The sequence below is a fragment of the Bartonella sp. AP20NXHL genome, from assembly GCF_042196165.1.
Taxonomy (GTDB): Bacteria; Pseudomonadota; Alphaproteobacteria; order Rhizobiales; family Rhizobiaceae; genus Bartonella.
Map to the genome: position 1 here is coordinate 79,422 of NZ_JBHIPV010000002.1, position 17,490 is coordinate 96,911.

Sequence of the window (17,490 nt, forward strand, 5' to 3'; positions counted from 1 at the left end):
GTTAAATGTGCTATTCTAGGTATTATTCTTTATACAAAAAACGATGAGTGACTAGTTTAGTGAATGATATGCTTTATGAGCCTTATCTCATTCTTTTCAAAAAATTGATATTATAATTATTTATATAATTCTGGATAATAATGATCAATATGAAGCTATAAAAGCTACTATAGATTAATAGTTTTAGGAAATTATAAATAAGATTTTAATTTTTCAACTGTGTCATTTTTGCTATAGATTTTTTGAAAAAAGTGTGAAACGATTTATTATTATTTATGTATCACATTAGCTTTTAGGGGAGCAATTATGATTACAAAGTATTTAGCCTCAACATCTATATTTTCTTTAATTTCAATTTCTGTAGTACAGGCATCGGATATCGCTATTCCTGAACAGCCTGTTCCTGTTATTGCAGCGCCTGCTTTTTCTTGGACAGGATTTTATCTTGGAGGACAGATTGGTAACTTTTCAGGTAAAACAACTGCAAGTTATTTAAAAGATGAGACAAGGATATGGAATCCAATTGGAAAGGAGAATTTACCTAAACTTTCTGGTTTTATAGGGGGAGTTTATGCAGGTTCCAATATTGATATCGATAATAGTTTTATTATAGGTATTGATACGGATATTATGTGGTCTGGTAAAAAGGATTCTAAAGATGTCGATCTACCGGAAAAAAGTCCAACTGAAGAAAAACCACAACCTACAGAAGAAAAAAGTCTAACAAGAGATTTGCATGAGAATGATTCAACAAGGCGTATTAAAGCTGTACGTCATACCTTAAAACAAAAATGGGCTGGTGCTACACGGGTGAGAGTTGGTTTTGCGATTGAGCGTATGATGCCTTATATTTCCGGAGGGGTTGCTTATACGCAGCTTCAGAATATTTTTGGGTTAGTTACTGATAGCAAAAATGGAGAAGTTGATTTTTCTGATTGGTTGCATGATGAAAAAAAGACCATGATTGGTTACACCCTTGGAGGTGGTATTGATTTTGCAATGACTGATAATGTTATTGTGCGTGCAGAATATCGTTATTCAGATTTTGGCAAAAAAAAGTTCATACAGGATAAATTTGAAATGGGCTACAAAACAAATGATTTCCGCGTGGGTGTAGCTTATAAATTTTAATTTTTTGCAGAATTAAACAATTCAAAAGTCTCATTTTCGAATGAGGCTTTTATTTTTCAGATATGCGCTGGAAAATATTCTTCACTCAAAAGAGCTACTATTTTATTCGAACAATACGTTGATTTATAAATATAATTTACTTTTTGTCATGTTGAGTGAGAGATCCAAGGATCATAAGATTTTCTCATTTTAAACCTATACCATGTTGACCAATCAAAACCGCGTCTTTTGTACGTCAAAAGGAGGGAGAGCAGTGAGATAAAAAACATTAAAGAAAGAATAAAAATGCCTCTTATGAATCATCTTAAGTGCCAAAAGCTGTCGCTACATTGGGGATTGGCAAAGTGTGAGGTTTGATACTAGCTTGCTTTTCCATAAACGTAAAGATGGTGATGCTAAATGGACTTATCATTACATCATTCATAGGTGCCGTCGGGAAATGAGTTTGGGTGCTGTAAAAGATGCTTTTTTAAACCAACACATGAATTGGCAACTTAATGGTGTTTTGTTTTATTTGAAAGACCTCTGATACAATCGACTTTTCTGTTTTGCGTTATCGTAAAATATTTTATTTAATAACAAAAAGATCGCAAAAAAAATTCTAAAGCACGTAAAATTACATCCGCAATATAACTCAATAATAATAAAAATTCATATTATAATTTTTATTATTATTAGATATTTTATGTGATATTATAAATAATAATTTATAATAATAAAATAATTATAAAGAGTATTATAAATTTATTTATAGGAAAAAATAGATAGCAAATTAGGAATTTATCGAGACATAAAAAACATTATTACCTATATCTGTTATCGAAATATAATCTATTATTTTTTATATTTTTTTTAAATGTACGATAATAAATATCGAGTGAAATAGTAAGGGATTATTTCAAATCTATTTACGATAAATCAATCAACATTATTTGTTTATAAATCACAAGTAGGTTGGGTTATTTAAATTATATACTTTAGTTATTATTTGGCTTTTTTAGTCATCTATTTTCAGGTATAGAAGCTGAATGAGCTTCTCTATTATTCTATAAAATATCATCATTGTAATATTATAAGGATTTTACGCATTAGATGCTTTTGGAGGAGTGTATGATGAAATTTAAAGCAGGGTTTATGTGTAGAGCTTTGTGAAGTAAATCACATGCGCAATTAGCAGCTGGAACCCGTGCGACAAGAATCCGGATTATTTATAAATCAGATGGGGTAGAATTTTCGTCCTTTAGGGCGGGAAGGAAGAAAACCAATAAGTTTGTAAAAAGCTCGTTACATAAGTGGGGCAGCAGATGGAATTCTCTGAGAAAAATTGATCTATTAACAGAGAAGGTGAAACTTTGTCTTTTAAGGAGAAAAAGGGAAATAAGAATTATGATTTCCAAAGGGATATGAAATAAAAATATTTTCGTTTTTGGTTGTTTTGGCAACTATGAAGGTGTTTAAAGATTAATTGTTTCAGTACATGCAATCTCGTTTTTGGGGTTGATAATGCTATAACGTTGTAATTGGCAATGCCATTGATTTTGTAAGCGTTCAATGGAAAATAAATTAAAGCCTGCGGGTGGTTTTTTATCACCAAAAGCTTGTGATGCGGAAGGAACACCAACAATAGGAATTTTTTTAATTGGTCCTTCAATGTAATTCAATGTGGGTAAATGAGTATGTCCGTGAAGAATAAGTTCACAACCGTGATATTTGATAACGTTTAGAAAACGTTTTATATCCCGTAGTTTTTTATGCCAAGACGTTGCATTGGGAAAGGGGGGATGGTGAATCATGACGACACGAAAAAGGTTGCGCTGTGCTGCTTCTTTTAAAAAGAGCGGTAAAGTTTGCGCTTGCATTTTACCAAAATAACCAGAAGCTTGAAAAGGCAGTGTCGCAATGGCTGAAGAAGCTGCTATGATGGCAACATCTTTGCGAATGCGCATATAAGGAAAGACGCTTTTTTGAGGGATGTCACCTGTAATCCAAGGTTTAAAGAGAGTGCATGCTTTTTGGAAAGCGCCGCGGACATAGGCATCGTGATTTCCAAATGTCAAAGAAATATCTTGAGGTTGTCCTAAGTTAAGTAGCCAACGACGTGCTTGTTCAAATTCCTTATCGAGAGCAAGATTTACAAGATCACCAGAGATCACAAGGTGATCAGGTTTTGTTTTGTTCAAGGCATCTATTAAAGTTTCTAGGACGTCTGTTGCCATCTGACTCTTACGTTTTTTTTGCCAATTCAGATAACCGGTAAGACGTTTCCCAGAAAGTTCGAAGAGGGAAGGTTGCGGGAGAGGTGAAAGATGTACATCCGATATATGGGCAAGATAAAACATAAAAGCTCGTAGAGTATTAAAAACGATTTAAAGAATAAACATAAGATAAGTTAGTGCTTAAAGGCAAGAAAGATTGTAAAATAAAAATTAGCTTGCAAAAAAGAACGCCTCAAGCGGAATGTTCCAAATAGAATATCCCCAATAGAATATCATTGTGTTGTACATTCACATATTTGTAAAAAAAAACATTTCTCAATGCGTTTGAGCTAATTTCACGACCGGTATTCGATGCTATAATAGAAAGCTTCTGTGAAGTATATAGGGCTTACTGTACACTACCATCTCTACGCTTATACAAGGTGCAAATAAAAACCATCATACTATTTTCCCCCAATTTTATGAAAATCCTTGCTTTAAGAGGATTCATAAGAGGTATTTCATTCTTTTCTTCGATGGTTTCTATCCATACTGCATCTCTTCTAATAATACGCAAGAGAATGTTTTTTATTTTTTTAATATGAGGATATTTGAAATAAGGAGAATTATACTGTATTTTTAGTTATAAATCAATACGTTATCTAATTATAAAAGACAAGTAAATACGTAAAAAGATAAGCTGAATTTTAAAACTATTATACGAAATCTCAAACCTTTTAACGTCCTTCATAATACCACATGCTGCTCAACAGTAAAAGGCAAGCAAGCAATGCAAAAAAACCAGAAAATATCGAAAAATAAAAGGTATTGATTAAACGGGTTTCTGTTGCTTCTTTCAGAACAATTGAATGTTCTGGGGAAGAGGACGGACTTGTTTTTGATTGAATCAGCTTGAATGGAGGAAGATGAATGTTTTCTTTTCCCTCAGGGTGTAAACGTCCGATGTAGCCGCCTGTGTGCTTAATAATGGGGGCTAGTTTTTCTTGTGTTGAAGTCAAGTCAAACAACTCAAGATTATCGAGCATCCCTACAGAAGAAAGTATTGTTAAATCGCCATTTTTAATGGTAAAAATTCCTGTCTCATCAGTGGTCACAGTTGCAGTAAAAAGGCCTTCTTGATCTTTGGTCAGAGTAATATTTTCTTTTTTTCCAGAGGGAAAGATTATTTCAGCGGGTTCTGGATGGTCTTTTAGAGTTTGGCGGCGAATTGTTAAATGATGATGGCTGCTGGTCGCACTTAATTTTTCTTCTTCAAGTTCTGGTTCTTTCATGAGCCAATGAGCAATTCGTCGATAAAGAGCAGCATAAGGACCGCCGCCTTCGAAACCTCGAGCCCAAAGCCAACTTTCATCAGAAAGCAACATGCCTACACGTCCTTTATCAACATGCGAGAGAAGTAAAAGTGGTTGCTCATCGGCTCCTTTCATGAGGGCGATTCCGTTATTTATGTTTTGAATAGCAATTTGTCTCAACCATTGCCCCCATTGAGAAGCTGGAAGGTTAAGTGTTGCAAGACCTCTTGTGACAGGATGGCGCTCACCTTCTTTGGTTAATGTGGGGCGAAAAGGTTTTTCAATAATAGTTCCATTAGGTAATGCCGGTAAAATGCTTATTAAAGGTGTTTTCGCAAGTGAGTTTTTTTGGGCAAATTCAGGTCCTGTTACCATCAACAATGCCCCCCCCTTTTGTACATATTGGGCGATATAATCATAATAGATTAAGGGGAGAACAGTAGAGTGCTGGTAGCCATCAAGGATGATGAGATCAAAGTTATTAATTTCTTCAACAAAGAGTTTTCTTGTGGGAAAGACCACTAAGGATAATTGGCTTGAGGGCGTATTATCTGCTTTGGTGGGAGGACGCAAAATAGTAAAGTGAACAAGATCAATATTGGAGTCACCTTTCAAAAGGTCTCGCCATGTCCGTTCTCCATTATAAGGAGCACCTGAAATAAGAAGAACGCGTAAATTTTCTCTGATTCCTTCAATAATTGTTATGGCGCGGTTGTTTTCAAAGCTTAGTTCACCTTTGTGTGGATCGGTTATAACTTGGATAATATTTTTTTCAGCATGAGGAAGGGTAATTTCAGTTTGAAAAATCACGCCAGGAGTCACAGAATAATGGCCAATGTCTTGTCCATTGATGCTTAGTGTAATATTTGCTTTCTGTGGTATTGTTTTTTTGGTGGGGCCTTTATCTTCTACCAAAATGGAGAGCGTTTGTGGTTTGTTGACAAGGGCAAATCGTGGAGGAGAGATAAACTTAATTTGGCGATCAAATTCCTCTGAGTGCCCTGTAATCAGAGCATTGAGAGGTGCTTCATGATGAAGGTCTGATAGGTCAGGAATGTCATGCACTTGTCCATCGGTGATAAAAATGGTTCCTGCATAACGAGAGAGCGGTACATCAGATACTGCTTGTGTTAAAGCCTCAAACAAATTCGTTGAGGGCGCGTACTGATTATCAGCAAGTTTTCCAGCTTCAATAAAGCGTGGTTCAAATTGTGGATAATGCGCCAATGCTTGAGTTAATTGCGCGCGCGCTTCATCACTGTCGTTTGTACGTGTTCCAAATGTTTGGCTTTTGCTGCGGTCAATAACAATTCCCACTGTGCTTTTCAGTGGTTCGCGCTGTTCTTTTATGATCATTGGATTGAGCAAAGCAAGGATGAGGGCGCTTAATGCCATCAGACGAAATAAAGAACCTTGCCGTTGCGTAACAAGACCAACAACGACAAAAAGAATCGATATTCCACTTAAGAACAGAATCCAAATGAGTGGTAAAAAAGGCTGAAAAGTGAAAAATGATATCATTGCCTTCTTTCTCTTTTAAAGCGTTCCAAGAGTGCTGGAACATGAACTTGATCCGCTTTATAGTTTCCTGTAAGAACATAAAGGACAATATTTAAACCTGCACGAAATGCCCATAGACGTTGCATTGGATCATTGGGAACAAGGGGATATTTCCATGTCCCTTTTTCATCGAGTGCCCAAGCACCGGCAAAGTTATTGGCAGTAATGAGAAGAGAACTTACATTATCGCCGCTGGCAAGAGAATTTTTATTTTTTTTGTTTGTTGAGGAGGATTCAATCCATAAAGGTGAACCACGGTAGAGACCAGGAAAATCTGGCATAATATAAAAAGAACGTGCAACAACATGATCTGTTGATGCTGGCTCAATGGATGGAATATTTAACTCTTTTAAGATATCTCGTAATCTTTGCGTTTCTGGAGTGGCATCTCCTTCAAGATTAAGATTGCTCTTTATCTGATCGCGCGTGTCAAATAAAATTGTTCCCCCATGTTTCATAAAGTTATTTATTTTTTCAAGGCTTTTGGGGGTTGGTATAGGACTTTTAACATCAATTGGCCAGTAAATAAGAGGATAAAAAGAGAGTTCATCTTTATCGAGATCAAGTGCTGTAACAGAGCCGAGGGTAAGCATTGTGCGCTCTGCGATAAATTGACTTAACGCTTCTAGACCACTTTTACTCGTTGTATCAATTTCATGATTATTGGTTATAACATAGGCAAGATGTGTTGCGCCGGCAGCTTGTACACTATCATGATGGTTTTCTTTCGTTTGTGCATGAAGAGTTGGATCATATGAAAACAAGGCAATAAGACTTATAAAGGGGAGGAGAAACATATTACGCCGTTTCATGAAAGAAAAAATATCTCCCATCCATAAAATGAGAAAATTGTCAAAGGCGAATAATAAGATGGCTAATCCTAAAAGTGGACCAATAAGATTTTTTTCTTTTGTATCGTAAGATAAAGGGCTTTTATTAAGAGAAGTTGGCAATGATAATTGTTTCATCAAGTGCGACGAATGAGTTAAGAGATTGAGTGCATAAAAATTGTTTTTGACACCATAAAGTCCTGGGGGAGTATGGTAGGAAGGATGGGGTGGATTTTGAGAGTCAAAGATCAAAGGAACAACATCAGAGGGTGGTACTTGTAATTGTCCGTCAACGGCTATAGTTCGCCAAGGGCTTTGTACCACGGTTCTTTTTTCTCTGTGTGTTAGGTTTGTGTTTTCGTTAGAACCTAATGTGATTAATTTTTGCAGCATTTGTGCAAAAAAGCCAGAAAGAGGAAGATTAGACCATGTTGGGTCAGGAGCAACATGAATGAGAATGAGGGTTCCTTTACCACGTTTTGCTGCGGTAATAAGAGGAGTTCCGTCCGAAAGGCTAAGCCACGTTTTTTCAAAAAGATCTGGGGTTGGTTCTGCGAGGATTTGGCGCGAGACAGTAACATCTTTTGGAAAAGGAAGATCAAAGAAAAAGCTATTTTTTGCAAAAGGGGCAAGCTTTTGTGGTTTTGTCCAAGACATAATACTTCCAAGGGAACGTTGACCTGGGCGTAGTGGTATCGGAAGAAGGTTATCGTAATGTTCTGCGCCACTGAGTTTTTCTCCTGCAAAGCGGATGAGTGTTCCCCCTTTATTCACAAAATAAGAAAGTTTTTTTTCTGCTTTTGGGGGTATGTTAACAATGTCACCCATAATCAAAACAGATGGATTTTGTTTAAGCAAATGATCAATATCCGTTGAAAGTTCTCTTCCACCGGCTGTTATAAGCTGTGTATGACCTTGTAAGGCTTTGATAATGTAATAAAATGGAGCAAGTAAAGGCTGTGCCATTTCATTGGTATCTGGTGAGAGAAGAGCAACACGGCTTATCCTGTTATGGCTGTCTACCAAGAAGGTTGCAGCAGCATGGTTTTGATTGTTTATTTTTATCCAAGCGATATCATTGCGTAGTTCAAGTGGTACATTAAAAGGAACAAGTGCTGTTGTTTCTCCTTCAGAGAAATTGTTCGTAAATTGACCGAGAAGTTGATTATTTGAATCGTAGAGGCTGAGTATAGCGGGAGTGTTGCTGTGTGTTGTTGAGCGGATAATACGCGCGCCCATGTTTCCATTGTTATTTTCTATGGATGTTATGCCGGTTAAATCGGAAATATCAGTCAAATACCACAAGAAGTTTCTAGGTTTTAATTCTTCAAGATGAGCAAAAGCTTGCTCATCTTCATTTGTTCGTAATCCATCACTCAAATAAGCAATATCAAGAGGTTTTCCTTTGGTTATTTCGCTGAGTTTTTTGAAGGCATGCACACGGTTGACAGGCCAAGGACGCGGTTGCAAATGCATTAAATGCTGTTTTATAACCTTGGCTGGTTGGGGCTCTATATTGGAGATATCATTTTCAGCCGTTGCAACAAGATAAATATTTTTTTGCTGTTTTTCTGCCTGTGCAAGAAGCATTTCAGTGATAGAGATGCGCTTTTTCCATTCTTTTACAGAAGCCCAACCATTATCAATAATGAGTGCAAGGGGTTGAGATCCAGAAAAGATGATTGGTTTTTGATTCCAAGTGGGGCGTGCTAGAGCTATGATAACAAGTGCCGCTATGGTTAAACGCAACAAGAGCAACCACCAAGGTGTATGTTTTGCTGTTTCTTGTTGATGAGTTGGTTTGGGTAAGAAGCGAAAAGGGGGAAAAAGCTCTTTGCGCGGAGATGGAGGAGTTATCCGCAACAGCCACCAAATGACCGGTAGGAACAAAAGCCCTAGTAACAGAAAGGGAGCAGCAAAACTCAAAGTGCCCTCCTTTTTTGCAATGGAGAGTCGCTCATTGTATTTGCAAGATGAAAAATGGTCTCTGTTAAAGGTTGATCCGTTGTACTAACGTGATAAGACCATCCTTGGCGTGCGCAAAAATTTACCAATTCTTGTCGCCTTGCGTGATATAGTTTACAATAGCTCTTACGAAGATCTTCTGCTTTAGTGGAAACATGTTTCTCTTTCGTTTCAGGATCCAAAAATTCTGTGTGACCTGTGTAGGGAAAGCTTTCTTCTGCGGGATCAGAAATTTCAATTAAATGAGCTGTCACCTGTTTTGTAGTTAAAACGGTTAAATGTTGGATGATTTTTTCAGGATAGTCGAGAAAATCACTCATTATAACGACATGTGAAAAGCGTGTAATCGTTGAAAAATCCGGAAATGAATTTTCATCTGAATGATTTTCTAAAGCAAAGGCTATTCGTTCTACGACATTGGATGTCATTGTGGGGGACATTAAGTTGGGAATAGCAATATGTTCGCCACTGCGTGCAAGAAGGGATGCCAAGGTAAGGGTAAGAATAATGGCATGATTACCTTTAGAGATTTTAGAAAAGCGCGAACAGTAATGCATTGATGCGCTCTGATCAGGACAAAGCCAAACGGTTTGTGTCATTTGCCATTCGTTTTCGCGCAGATACGTATTTTCATCACGCGCTGAGCGACGCCAATCAATGCGGGTAATGGATTCTCCTTCCATATAGGGACGAAATTGCCAAAAGTTTTCCCCATTACCGCTTTTACGTTGTCTGTGCCATCCGGTTATCAGTGTATTAGCGATATGACGCGCTTGCAAAAGGAAATATGGCATTTTGCCAGTATCCTTATGCAGTTCATTTGCCAGCGACAATGGAGGCTTTTGTAAAACTTTTTTGCCAAGTGCCATTCAAAGAGCATCTTTCACAAGGTTATTGATAATATCTTTTACGGTTATATCTTCAGCACGGGCAGAAAAATTAAGAGCCATGCGGTGTTGTAATACGGGATAGGCTAATGCTTCAACATCATCAAGTGAAGGGGCTAAGCGTCCATAATAAAGAGCACGGGCGCGAACACAAAGTGAAAGGGCTTGTGATGCCCGTGGACCAGGTCCCCAAGAAACATAAGTATTAGCAAGGCTATTGTCTTTATGAGGGCGAGATGAGCGGACAATTTTTAAAATAGCTTCAATCACATTTTCTGAAAGAGGCATTTTGCGAACGATATTTTGAATTTTTTGCAATTTTTTGCCGGATAAAATTGGTTTTGCATTTGATTTTTTTTCTTTTGTTGTTTCTAAAATAATCCGTCGCTCTGTTGTGAGGTCAGGATAGTCAATATCGATTTGCATCAAAAAGCGATCCAGTTGTGCTTCAGGAAGTGGGTATGTCCCTTCTTGTTCGAGAGGGTTTTGCGTTGCAAGAACATGAAAAGGTTGTGGCAAATCATAACGGGTACCTGCAACAGTAACATGATATTCTTGCATAGCTTGTAAAAGGGCTGACTGTGTCCGTGGGGAAGCACGATTGATTTCATCGGCCATGAGAAGTTGCGTAAAAATAGGACCTTGAATGTATCGAAAAGAACGTTTACCGTCTTTATCGGAATCCATAATTTCAGAACCAATAATATCCGATGGCATTAAGTCAGGAGTGAATTGGATGCGTTTTTCATCAAGTCCTAAGACTGTTCCCAATGTTTCAACAAGACGTGTTTTTGCAAGTCCTGGAGCACCGACAAGAAGGGCGTGACCACCAGCAAAAATAGCGATTAAAGCATATTCGATTACCTGATTTTGCCCAAAAATAACTTTGTCAATTTCTTGTTGTAAAATATCCAATTCTTTGTGTGCCGTATCAATATCATCAATAATGACTTGAGCCTCATGATTGATATTGACCTTTTTTATAAAATTGGATGATGGATCATGTTGACTCATATTTCTTCCTTAAGGCGTTTGTCGCAAAAATGGTAATTTTCTCTGCATGATAATGAATATCTTATTGTTTGTAACAGAAAATGAGAAGAAATGAAGTATCATATGCCATTTTTTTCATATTCGTATATAAGAAGAGAAAAGTTTCTTTGGACGGAATAGACGTGTTTTATAAGGGATGTCTTAAAAATTTTGTTTTATGAAGAGGGTGCTTTAAAGCAATGAAGACAACTTTTTTGAAAGGTTAAAGGGTGAATATAAGACAGAACTTCAAACAGGTTGCGTGGTTACAACAAAGTGATATTCAAACACTTCTTCGTGTTTTGTCTGAGGAGGGGGAAGAGGCGCGTATTGTAGGGGGAGCAGTGCGCAATCAACTGCTAGGGCAGCCTATTAGTGATATTGATATTGCAACAACCTGTTTGCCGCAACAGGTTATTGCACGTGTAGAAGAAGCAGGATTTAAAGCTATTCCTACAGGGATTGCTTTTGGTACAATAACAGTAATTGCTCATTCATGTTCTTATGAGGTTACAACGCTTCGCTGCGATATTGAAACAGATGGTCGTCATGCAAAAGTGGCATTTGGTCGTGATTGGAAAAAAGATGCTGAACGGCGGGATTTTACGATAAATGCACTTTATTGTGATGCTGCTGGAAACCTTTATGATGATGTGGGAGGTTTGAGTGATATTGCTAGCCGAACAGTTCGTTTTATTGGGGTTGCAGAAGATCGTATTTGCGAAGATTATTTGCGTATTTTACGGTTTTTTCGCTTTTTTGCGTGGTATGGAGCAGGGCGACCTGATGTGCAAGGATTGAAGGCATGTGTTCGTTTAAAACACGGTTTAAAAAAACTTTCTTCTGAACGTATTTGGGCAGAAATGAAAAAGCTTCTTGCGGCGTTTGATCCAACGCGTGCTCTTTTATGGATGCGACAAAGCAGAATTTTGGCACTCATTTTTCCTGAAACAGAACGATGGGGCATTGATGCAATTCACGCATTGGTGAAGACAGAACAGACTCTTGGTTGGAAAGTTGATCCATTATTACGGCTAGAAAGCCTTCTTCCTCCTGACCCCATACGTCTTCATGAAATGGCACAGCGCTTGCATTTTTCCCATAAAGAAAGAACGCGATTAAAAGAATGGGCAGAGTTAGAAATAATAAACCAAAACTGTTCTGATCATTTTGTGCAAAAACTGATTTATTTTCATGGACGACAGCCAGTTTTAGATCAATTATCGTTGTCTGTCGCTGCATCACATCTTGATCATCTGGAAAAAAGTGATGCTTTGCAAAAAGCAGAGGGTTATGTCAAGCTTCATCAACTTGCCAAAAAATGGCAGATTCCAACTTTTCCTATTAATGGTAACGATTTAATAAAGAAAGGTTTTACGAAAGGTGTACTTTTAGGAAAAAAGCTTAAAGAGCTAGAAATGATATGGGTTGAAAGCGGATTTTTAATGGATCGTCATGCACTATTAGAAAAAATTGATTTATAATATATCTGTTTACAAACCCACTGTTGTTTATATTTTTTAAGTCAACATATTAATTTATAATAGTAATTTTTCATGTGAAACAAGAGCTCCAAATATTGTAAGGTTATTTCAAACCTGTTCATATTACATCAATCAAAATTATTTGCCTTAGATGTCACAAGTGAGGAAAAGTGATTACAGAGAGGAAAAATGTCTCTTATGAACCATCTCAAAGATAAGGATTCTCGAAAATGAGAATGAATAAAGAGAATAGTGATAGCGGTTTGCACTTTGTATGAGCATGAAGAGGGGGATATCTAATGGATTTTTACTAGGAGGAGTATTTAATCATTTATAGGTGGTGATATGAAATGGATATGATGGGCACTAAGAAATGTTTATTTTATCAGCACTTAATTGTTGGAAAATGATAGGCATTATACACTCTAACTGTTTTTTATATATTGTATATTGTTTTTCGTAATAATTTATGTTTTTTTACAGGAATTCTGTAAGTTATTCCAAAAGTATTATTGAAACGTATGCGCTTTTAATTACTTATTATACGCTATAAAAAATATTTTTTAATTATTTAAAACCATATTTTATGTATTTTTATCGTTCTATTAAAATTTTAGTGGAATTGTTGTGTTTTTATAGATTACAGGTTCTTTCATGATAACCAATTTGGCGTAATGCTTCTCCTGTTGTTATGGCTACGCTCATGGCGAGATTTAGAGAGCGTGCCTGTGGTTGCATGGGAATTTTCAATGTGTAATCGGCCGCTTCATGAACATAATCGGGAACGCCAGCTGTTTCACGACCAAAAAGTAAAACATCATTTCTTTGATAGCATATCTGCGTATAGCATGTTTTTGCTTTTGTACTTAAAAGCAACAGGCGGCGGTTTAAGTGTTTCATGGAGCTTATAAAATGTTGCCAATCAATGTGTCGTTCTAAGGAAGCATATTCGAGATAATCCAATCCTGCGCGTTTGAGATTACGATCCGACAGATTAAAGCCTGCAGGTTCAATAATGTGCACATGTAAACCAAAGCAAGCGCTAAGACGTAAAATCGTTCCAGTATTACCAGCAATATCAGGTTGGAAAAGAGCTATATGAAGTGTCATGTTCTCTGTAATATGATTTTTCTTTCGACTTTGTAAAGAAGCACCACAATTTATTCGAAAAATATGCTTTGAGAAATACATGTTTTTACGGTTAATTTTTATTCCCTTTAAATTTCAGGGAAAAAGTTATGTATACAGGTCTGTTTGGGATAAGAGAGAAGCTCCTTATTAGAGACTTCCTTTTATTGAGCGATCCATGAAATGGATTGGCTCATTATGTTGAAAAGTGGGGTATTTAATGCGGTTAGATCATCCATTTTAATTAAAATCAACAAAATATGCTTTTTATGCAAAAACAGAAGCGAAACAAATACTCATGCAACCAGTTGGAATTGAGGAAGGGAGAGATGCTGTAAATGTGTTAAAGAAATAACCGATAAGCTCAACTTATTTACTGAGATATGGTCATAACAAGACAATATTTCTTTCTTTAGAAGTGTTTATTTACATGCTATCTCTGATTTTCACGGGTGGGGGAGTAATTTTGATTGATTAATATGAATAGGTTTGAAATGAAAGAAACTTACGGTGTTTCAGAATTTCATTCACTCTGTAAAACGATGAATTATCATTATAAAACAGTTTTTGTATAAACCATACAAATGGCAGGAGTTTTTTACGGGGATGTTTTCATGGTTGAGGTAACTGAATGATCAAGCATTGTACAATGGGAGAGGGTATGGTAAAAGAATGTTTTAGCAAAGTGTCTCTTTAAGTTAAGTCCATGGGTGAGCAAACGAGGCGGGATTTTCTGTTTTTGGTAACAGCTGTTGCAGGAGCAGTTGGAATGGGAGCGGTTGCGTGGCCTTTTATCCGTCAGTTGCGTCCAGATGAAGCTGTTTTGGCATCTTCCTCTGTTGAGGTTGATCTTTCTGGTATTGAAGAGGGGATGTCGGTAACGGTAAAGTGGCGAGGACAGCCTGTTGTTATTCGAAATCGTACGGCAAAAGAAATTGCTGATGCGCGCGCTACTGAATTGAGACTTCTAAAAGATCGTCAAGCGCGCAATCCTAATCTTGAAGGTGAAAAAGAAGCAACAGATTTTGCGCGTTCAGCAGGTAAAGGACGTGAAAATTGGCTGATTGTTATTAATCTTTGTACGCATCTAGGCTGTGTAACACTTGGGCAATCGGGTAAATTTGGAGGATGGTTGTGTCCCTGTCATGGGTCTGTTTATGATACCGCTGGAAGAGTGCGGTCAGGCCCAGCTAACTATAATTTGACTATTCCACCTTACCAATTTCTTTCTGATACTTTGCTCAAAATAGGATAAAGTCATGATAAGGTTTCCTCCTTATTGTCCTAAAAATGCTCTTGCCCGTTGGTTTGATAAGCGTTTTCCTCTTCCTCGTTTTTTTTATAATGCATTTGTGATTTTTCCTGTTCCGCGTAATCTTAATTACTTTTACACATTTGGCGGTATTTTAACCATTATGCTTTTATCACAGCTCTTGACTGGTATTGTCTTGGCTATGCATTATGTTCCGGATATTCATTTGGCTTTTGAAACCAGTGAACGATTTCGGCGTGAAGGGCAGTTTGGTTGGCTTTTTCGTCCATGGCATTGTGTAGGCTCTTCGTTTTTTTTTATTGCTGTTTATATCCATTTGGCACGTGGACTTTATTATGGTTCTTATAAAAACATGCGAGAAATGGTATGGGTTACAGGTATTTTTATTTATATCATCATGATGGCAATAGCATTTTTTGGTTATGTGCTTGTTTGGGGGATGATGTCTATTTCAGCGGCTTCAGTGATTGCAGGGCTTTTTAAAACGATACCTTTGGTGGGGACATGGTTGCATGAGACACTTCTGGGTGGTTATGTCGTAGGACAACCAACGTTGAATCGTTTTTATGTTTTCCATTATGTTTTATCATTTATTTTGCTTCTTTTTGTGGGGCTGCATATTTGGGCAATCCATTGTGTTGGGCAAGGTAATCCAACGGGTCTTGCTATACAATCAGATAAGGAAACAGTTCCATTTTCGCCTTATGCGCTTATCAAAGATATTTTTGCTATTACTGTTTTTCTGATCTTCTTTGCCTGGTTTTTGTTTTATATGCCCGATTATATGGGGCAGGCTGAAAATTATAGTGTGGCAGATCCTTTAAAGGTACCTCTTCGTGTGGTTCCAGAATGGTATTTTTTGCCTTTTTATGCGATGCTTCGTGCTATAACTTTTGATATTGGTATTTTCTCTTCAAACTTTGTTGGCTTTGTTTTATTCGTCAGTTCGATTTGCATTTTAATTTTTGTGCCATGGTTAGACCGTTCTAAAATATGTTCAGCAAGATATCGACCTGTTTATAAAATTTTCTTTTGGGCGTTGGTTATTGATGTCGTTTTTCTTGGTTGGTTGGGGTCAAGAGAAATAAGTGATAAAATTCTTTTATGGACACAATTGGCTACTGTTTATTATTTTATATTTTTTTTGGTTATTTTGCCGATTTTGCCAGCATTTGAAAAAAATTGTTCTCTTCCTTCTTCAATTATGCAAGATTTAAAACAGAAAAAGAGACTATGGTAAATGTTTTTGTCGGACTGATTTTTATTGTTGCTATGAGCTTTTCTGCTCAGAGTTTAGCGAGTGATGACTCTGATCAGGAAGAGGGATTTATTTCTTTTCCTTTACAAGTTCCTAAAAAACAAGAATGGAGTTTTTCAGGTCCATTTGGGCTTTATGATAAGGCGCAATTGAGGCGCGGATTAAAGGTTTATAAACAAGTTTGTTCCAGCTGCCATGGGCTAAAATATGTGGCGTTTCGCAATTTAAAAGCTCTAGGGTATGATCAAGAACAGATTAAAGCTTTGGCGGGGCAATATGAAGTGCGCGATGGCCCTAATCGAGAAGGAAAATTTTTTAAACGTGCTGGGGTTGCAACGGATTATTTTCCTTCTCCCTTTTCACATGAAGAAGAAGAAAGATTTATTTTGAATAGTGCTTATCCTCCAGATTTGTCATTGATGGCACGTGCACGTGGGGTATCTTTGCCGTTTCCTGCTTTAATTACTGATGTATTAACTCATTATGATACAGCTGGTCCAGATTATATTACAGCTCTTTTAACAGGATATCAGAAGGCACCGAAGGAGATAAAAATTGCGAATGGTTATTGGTATAATCCTTATTTTATTGCCGGTAATTCTTTAACGATGGCTCCTCCTTTGAGTGATGGTATGGTTGCTTATGAAGATGGAACTCCAGAAATCATTGAACATTATGCGCGCGATGTTTCTGCTTTTTTGATGTGGGCTGCTGATCCTCATATGGAAATTCGTAAAAAAACCGGTTTTCGTGTTATTTTATTTTTAATCATTTTTGCAGGGCTTGTTTATATTTTAAAAAATCGTATTTGGTGTGGTTTAGAAAAAGAGTTAGAGAAAGAAATAAAAGACGAAATAAAGAGAAAAGGGTAAAGCGACAAGACTCGAAAGAGTATAGAGTATAAAGAGCATAAGGAACAAATCTTTTTATGATGCATTGAGGTTTTATAAAGTAAAAGCAAAGTAAAAATGGAGATGTTAAAATGAAAAAAATTGCATGTACTACTCTTATGTCAATTTTGATGGTTTCTAGTACTTATGCTCAGTCTTTTGAAGTGCCTTCAAAACCTGAAATGATCTCTTCGACGGGTATTGTACAGGTGGGGATAGATAAGTCTGTGCGTTATGTGACACCTTTAGCAACGGATTTTGTAGCTTCCAGTCTTATAGGCGCCAATGTATATAATATAGAAGATGAAAATATTGGTGAAGTAAAAGATATTATTTTACGTGAAAATAATATTGCAGGATTTGTTATTGCTGTTGGTGGTTTTCTTGGCATAGGCGAGAGTTATGTGGTCGTTTCTCCAGAAACAATCCAGATGACAAATGATTATGGTAAATGGAAACTCATTACAAATGCGACAAAAGATTCTTTAAAGGACGCTCCAACATTTAAATACGAAGGGCGTTGGACACGCTAATTTTATATTTT

Annotated in this window: 12 protein-coding genes; 6 read left to right on the forward strand and 6 right to left on the reverse strand. The window is 36.9% G+C overall.

The genetic code is table 11. The features are described from left to right. The first annotated feature begins 306 nt into the window (after window positions 1-306). Window positions 307-1,131, forward strand: coding sequence for an outer membrane protein (locus ACFILL_RS01570; RefSeq protein ID WP_273791555.1), 825 nt, complete (start codon window positions 307-309; stop codon window positions 1,129-1,131). Between the two features lie 1,454 nt (window positions 1,132-2,585). On the opposite strand, the gene ACFILL_RS01575 is transcribed toward ACFILL_RS01570, so the two are convergent. The 5 genes from ACFILL_RS01575 to ACFILL_RS01595 form a co-directional block, all read right to left on the reverse strand. Continuing rightward, a complete protein-coding gene (locus ACFILL_RS01575) occupies window positions 2,586-3,470 on the reverse strand; it encodes a metallophosphoesterase family protein (protein WP_375630853.1) in 885 nt (294 codons plus the stop codon). Between the two features lie 593 nt (window positions 3,471-4,063). Continuing rightward, on the reverse strand, window positions 4,064-6,160 hold the full coding sequence (locus ACFILL_RS01580) for a glutamine amidotransferase (RefSeq protein WP_375643129.1): 2,097 nt from the start codon (window positions 6,158-6,160) through the stop codon (window positions 4,064-4,066). Further along, complete coding sequence (locus ACFILL_RS01585) at window positions 6,157-8,955, reverse strand: DUF4159 domain-containing protein (protein ID WP_375643128.1); 2,799 nt, start codon at window positions 8,953-8,955, stop codon at window positions 6,157-6,159. Before ACFILL_RS01585 ends, ACFILL_RS01580 begins: the two co-directional genes overlap by 4 nt. Then, a complete protein-coding gene (locus tag ACFILL_RS01590; protein WP_273791245.1) occupies window positions 8,952-9,863 on the reverse strand; it encodes a DUF58 domain-containing protein in 912 nt (303 codons plus the stop codon). The genes ACFILL_RS01585 and ACFILL_RS01590 overlap by 4 nt, the downstream gene beginning before the upstream one ends. After that, complete coding sequence (locus ACFILL_RS01595) at window positions 9,864-10,895, reverse strand: AAA family ATPase (protein ID WP_375643126.1); 1,032 nt, start codon at window positions 10,893-10,895, stop codon at window positions 9,864-9,866. Window positions 10,896-11,143: 248 nt separating this feature from the next. On the opposite strand from ACFILL_RS01595, the gene ACFILL_RS01600 reads away from it, so the two are divergent. Next, entirely contained in the window at window positions 11,144-12,397 is a 1,254-nt protein-coding gene (locus ACFILL_RS01600) for a CCA tRNA nucleotidyltransferase (protein ID WP_375643125.1), read from the forward strand. A gap of 633 nt (window positions 12,398-13,030) precedes the next feature. On the opposite strand, the gene ACFILL_RS01605 is transcribed toward ACFILL_RS01600, so the two are convergent. Next, window positions 13,031-13,507: a tRNA (cytidine(34)-2'-O)-methyltransferase gene (locus ACFILL_RS01605; RefSeq protein WP_273791242.1), complete on the reverse strand. Its 477-nt coding sequence runs from the start codon at window positions 13,505-13,507 to the stop codon at window positions 13,031-13,033. Window positions 13,508-14,231: 724 nt separating this feature from the next. Here ACFILL_RS01605 and petA point away from each other — a divergent pair. The 4 genes from petA (at window position 14,232) to ACFILL_RS01625 (ending at window position 17,479) form a co-directional block, all read left to right on the forward strand. Then, the gene (gene petA, locus ACFILL_RS01610) at window positions 14,232-14,780 is read left to right on the forward strand and encodes a ubiquinol-cytochrome c reductase iron-sulfur subunit (RefSeq protein ID WP_375622263.1); all 549 of its coding nucleotides are present in this window, start codon (window positions 14,232-14,234) and stop codon (window positions 14,778-14,780) included. 4 nt (window positions 14,781-14,784) lie between these two features. Next, window positions 14,785-16,038 carry a cytochrome bc complex cytochrome b subunit gene (locus ACFILL_RS01615; protein WP_375643123.1) on the forward strand — a complete coding sequence of 418 codons (1,254 nt, stop codon included), beginning with the start codon at window positions 14,785-14,787 and terminating at the stop codon, window positions 16,036-16,038. Next, a complete protein-coding gene (locus ACFILL_RS01620) occupies window positions 16,032-16,928 on the forward strand; it encodes a cytochrome c1 (RefSeq protein WP_273791239.1) in 897 nt (298 codons plus the stop codon). Before ACFILL_RS01615 ends, ACFILL_RS01620 begins: the two co-directional genes overlap by 7 nt. Before the next feature lie 110 nt (window positions 16,929-17,038). Further along, on the forward strand, window positions 17,039-17,479 hold the full coding sequence (locus tag ACFILL_RS01625; protein ID WP_273791238.1) for a PRC-barrel domain-containing protein: 441 nt from the start codon (window positions 17,039-17,041) through the stop codon (window positions 17,477-17,479). The last annotated feature ends 11 nt before the right edge of the window (window positions 17,480-17,490 follow it).